Source organism: Actinoplanes sp. NPDC049668, from assembly GCF_044465445.1.
GTDB lineage: Bacteria > Actinomycetota > Actinomycetes > Mycobacteriales > Micromonosporaceae > Actinoplanes.
In genome coordinates, this window is record NZ_JBITLR010000002.1 from 183,595 (window position 1) to 187,743 (window position 4,149).

Genomic DNA, 4,149 nt, shown 5'->3' on the forward strand with positions numbered 1-4,149 from the left:
AGCGCGAGGCCGCCGCCCTGTCCTGCGGTGGAGGCGAACGTGCGGCCCAGGTCGCTCGGGTCGAGCGCGAGGCCGCCGCCCTGTCCTGCGGTGGAGGCGAACGTGCGGCCCAGGTCGCTCGGGTCGAGCGCGAGGCCGCCGCCCTGTCCTGCGGTGGACCTCGACTTGCGGCCCGGGTCCACGAGATCGAGGCGCATCCCGGCCGGGAGCGGCCTGGCCCCCTCGGCGCTCACCACGCGCGCGGCGACGCCGTCGGACGGGCCGACCCAGAGCGGCTCGCTGCCGCCGCGGAGGTCGCCCTTGGCCTCGGCGCCGCTGTCCGGACCGCGGGTGCCCTCGGTCTCCAGGGTCCGCCACCCGCTCCAACGGCCGGTGCCGACCGCCCGGGTACGCACCTCGACGGTGCCGCCGACGGTCAGCGCCGGGTCGGACCAGGTCAGGCCCAGCAGGCTGAACCGCTCGGTGCCACGCTTGCCCACCTCGGCCCGGCGGGCACCGGGCCCGGCCGGCGCCACGTCGAGGGTGTGCAGGCTGGCCTTGACCGGCTTGCCGTCACCGTTGTCGACGACGGGCTCCGCGGCGACGGGCTCCGGCGCGGCGGCCGGCGCGGCCTGCGACGCCCGCGGCGCGGATCCTCCGGGAAGATTCAGCGCCACCACCGCCGCCCCGGCGACCAGCACCGCCGAGCCTGCGACGACTCCGACGAGTTGCCGTTGATTCACACGTACCCCCGTGTCAATGGCCCACGACTGGCGGCCGACCGGCCGTGAGAGTATCGGTTCGCGGATCTCCACGCGGCCCACCGGTGGGGGTCCGAAGTGGACGTATCTTGATAGATGCCGCCTGCCTGTAACGCTTCCCCCGTTCGGCCGCCCGGAACAGGCCGAACGGCCCGAACCCCGAACGCCCGGCGAGGGCCGTCGTTCCCGGGCCACGCAGAGCAGCCCCGACCCGACGCCCGGCAGACAGTTCCGGACCGCGCAGACCAGCCCAAACGGTCCGAACCGGGACGTGCCGTGGAGGCTGGGCCGCACGGCGCAGCCCGCAGGCCGACACCATGCCCTTCGACCCGAACGGCCCCCACCCAAGACAAACGACGGACCGATATCGGCGGCACCCAGCCCGACCCCTGTCCCGGACCATTTGGTCGCGCTGCTCTGGATTCGGACGCGCTGCCGCTCCAGGCTCTGTGCTGGAACGGTCGTCGGGTCGCACTGCTGTCGCAGGACCTGGTCCTGGACCCGGACGCGCCGAGGCTTCCGGCACTGTCCCGGACCAGCCGGTCGGGCCACCGCCGCCAGGCCCGGCCCTGGATCCAGGCGCGCTGGCGCTCCCGGCGCCGTCCCGGACCAGTCAGTCGCGATACCGCCGCCAGGTTCGGCCTGAGTCCGACCGCGCTGCTGCCGCGAGGCCCGGCCCCGAAATCCGGGCGCGCCGGTGCTCCAGGCACCCCGATGCGATTTCAACGCCTGCCGCGGCGCGGATCGGGGCGCCGCCTCTGAACGGGCTGAGGCGAGATGGGGCGCACTGCGCCTAGGCCATCCTAGGATCCTTGGATACAAGGGGTCCCGAACTCGCCCAAGGCGACCCCTCCGGGACGCGCGGTAGAGGGCTCGGCCCGCACGCCCGAGCAGCCGACACCCATGACAAACCGGCGGACCCGACGTCGAATGGAGCTACCGCCCGCCCATCCCGGGATCCGCAACGCGCAGCGGAGCCCCAGGAGCCGGCGCGAGGACGCGCGGCGGTCAGGTCAGTCCGAACCACGGCCGGCAAGGTCCGAAGCCCGAGATCGAGACCGAGCTCCCGTGTCCCGCCGCCCGCCACCGATCCGCGGTGAGCCGCAGGTGGCGCAGCTCGACCACCCGGCCGCCCGGCGTGGCGACCAGACCGACCCCGTTCTCTGCGTACCCGATGCGCCGCGAGACCCCCAGCGAGGCCGCGTTCTCCGGCACCGCCGACGAAACCGCGGCGACCGCGCCCAGCCGCTCGAACGCCAACCCGAGCGCCGCCGTGCGCATCGCGACCCCGAGCCCACGCCCGCGCACCCGGCGCGTCAGCCAGGAAGCCGAGTCGACGGTCCGCAACGCCGGGAAGTCCTCGCCCTCCAGCGTCTGCACGCCGACCGGTTCCCCCTCGAACTCGACAGCCAGATGCAGGCTCCATGAAGACGGCGACCACGCGCCGAGCGCGCGCCAATACCCCTGGCAGAACCGCCCGCGCTCCTGCGCCGCGGCGCTCAGGCCGGGAAGCCGTTCGAGCCGGGGATCCTGCTCGAAATCGTCGGGCAGGATGGCGGCGAGACGCGGCAGGTCGTCCTCCCGTACCGGCCGGAGCGTCACCTCCCCGCACCGCAGCCGGAGCCCGAACAGCGGCCAGTCGTCCACGCCCGCCCCCTCGATCAGCAATTCGCCACCGCGCAAACGCCCACATCCCGGCCGCCCCCGGTCGATCCGTCCGGACGGCGGCGGTGACCTGCGCTCCGTCGCCGCCGCGGGCCGGTTCAGCCTCATGGGACCCCCACCCGGTCACCGCCGGCCCTCCGGTCGCCGGCGCTCGAGCCGTTGACGCCGACGCGCCTGCGGCAGCAACCGCAGCGATCATTCTGCTAGACAACGGCCCGCCTGCCGCACACCCACCCGCCGCTCCGTCGATCCTGCGCGCCACCGCCGAACAAGAGTTGATCAAATAGTCGGATGACCGACGAGGAGATCGCCGAACGGATCCGCCGGACCCGGCGATGCGACCAGCCCGTGAGCATGATCGGCGAGCATCCGGTACTCATCGACACGACCCGGACGCCCGCCGGCACGGTCACGACCGCCCATCGGGTACGCGACGGCCGGATCACGGTACTGCGCGCGGCCGCCGGCTCGTTCCGCGACGACGTCGCACAGGCACTGCTCGACATGCCCCCGGTCGCACCCGGCACGATCCAGCCGATCGCCCTCGACGTGCCCGGCCTACGACTCGACCGCGCCCTCATGCTCGGCCCCGCCGAAGACTCCGACCTCGATCCCGACCTGAACGAGCGGACCGTGACCGTCGTAGCCGTACACCACAGCGAGATCCTCCCCGGCGAGCCGGAACGAGACTTCCACCTGGCGATCTCGCCCCACGGCACCGGCCTCGCCCACCGCCTCGACGACTGGAACCGCCCCCCGGTACCCCGCGCCGACGCCCGCCTACTCGACGACTGGCCCGGCGGCGCGATCCGCCGCTCGGACCGCCTCCACCCGTGGCACGCCGAGCGCATCCTGGCCCGAGTCGCACCCGAGGGCCCGGCGGAAGTCCGAGTCGAGATCCGCGCCACGGACGGCCACGCCCTGATCCTGCAGCGCCGCTGGGACCGCGCCGTCGGCACGCTCACCTCCCCCGACGGCACAACGAACCCGATCGACCTGCCAAGACACGACCTGTGGGCAGGACTCGCCCCGATCTTCCTAGGCGAAAGCCAGGACAATCTGGTCACAATCTCCCCTGGTACGCCGGAAGCCGACGTCCTGGAGATGCGCTACCAGACGCTGGACCGGGGCTCGGCGTCATTGCCCGTGCTGGAGACCCTGGACCGGTGCACGGCCAGACTGGACCGCCAGATCCTGCGAACACCGGGCAACTGGGCCGTCTTCACGTCCCGCTCCGACGCCGTGATCCAGGTGGATTGCACCGAGGAAGGCCGCCTCTGGCTGGAAACCCCCGACCCCGCGACGAAGCGGTCCCGCGGCCTCCACGTCACCGTCCAGGAGGCAGCTGCCCTCCTGGAAATCCTGGCCCGCGAAGACCGCAGCGCCGTGCCCGACCTCCCCGACGCCGAAACCATCCCCTGGGACTGACCAGTCCTCCGATCACTCCGAACCGCACCAGCACCTCAGGCCCTCTCCCCCGGCAGCGGCTCCTGGGGTGGCGGCACCCAGCGGTGGCAGTGCCCGCGGCGGCAAATGCCGGTGGTGCGGGCGCCGGTGCCCACGGTCGCGGTGGCAACGCCACAGATGGCAGCGGGCGCGGGCTCGGTAACCGTGCCAGCCGCGCCGGCGGCGGGGCGGCAGCACTACCGCCGGGGTGGCAGCGGTCAGGGTCGCGGTGGCAACCGTCGCTACGGTCGCGGTGGCAAACGTCGCTACGGTCGCAGCGGCAGCCGGCGCAGCGCAC

The 4,149-nt window shown here is 73.5% G+C and carries 2 protein-coding genes and 1 pseudogene; 1 reads left to right on the top strand and 2 read right to left on the bottom strand.

Annotated features, from left to right (window positions below; all coding sequences use genetic code 11):
- A pseudogene (locus ACIBSW_RS07930) lies at positions 1 to 722 on the bottom strand (hypothetical protein); the annotation flags it as partial.
- Positions 723 to 1,748: 1,026 nt separating this feature from the next.
- Complete coding sequence (locus ACIBSW_RS07935; protein ID WP_354730581.1) at positions 1,749 to 2,408, bottom strand: GNAT family protein; 660 nt, start codon at positions 2,406 to 2,408, stop codon at positions 1,749 to 1,751.
- Positions 2,409 to 2,696: 288 nt separating this feature from the next.
- On the opposite strand from ACIBSW_RS07935, the gene ACIBSW_RS07940 reads away from it, so the two are divergent.
- The gene (locus tag ACIBSW_RS07940) at positions 2,697 to 3,833 is read left to right on the top strand and encodes a hypothetical protein (RefSeq protein WP_354730579.1); all 1,137 of its coding nucleotides are present in this window, start codon (positions 2,697 to 2,699) and stop codon (positions 3,831 to 3,833) included.
- Positions 3,834 to 4,149 lie beyond the last annotated feature (316 nt).

What these genes read in the sequence shown, in the direction of transcription:
- ACIBSW_RS07940 (WP_354730579.1), top strand. Translation starts at nt 2,697, where the DNA reads ATGACCGACGAGGAGATCGCCGAACGGATCCGCCGGACCCGGCGATGC.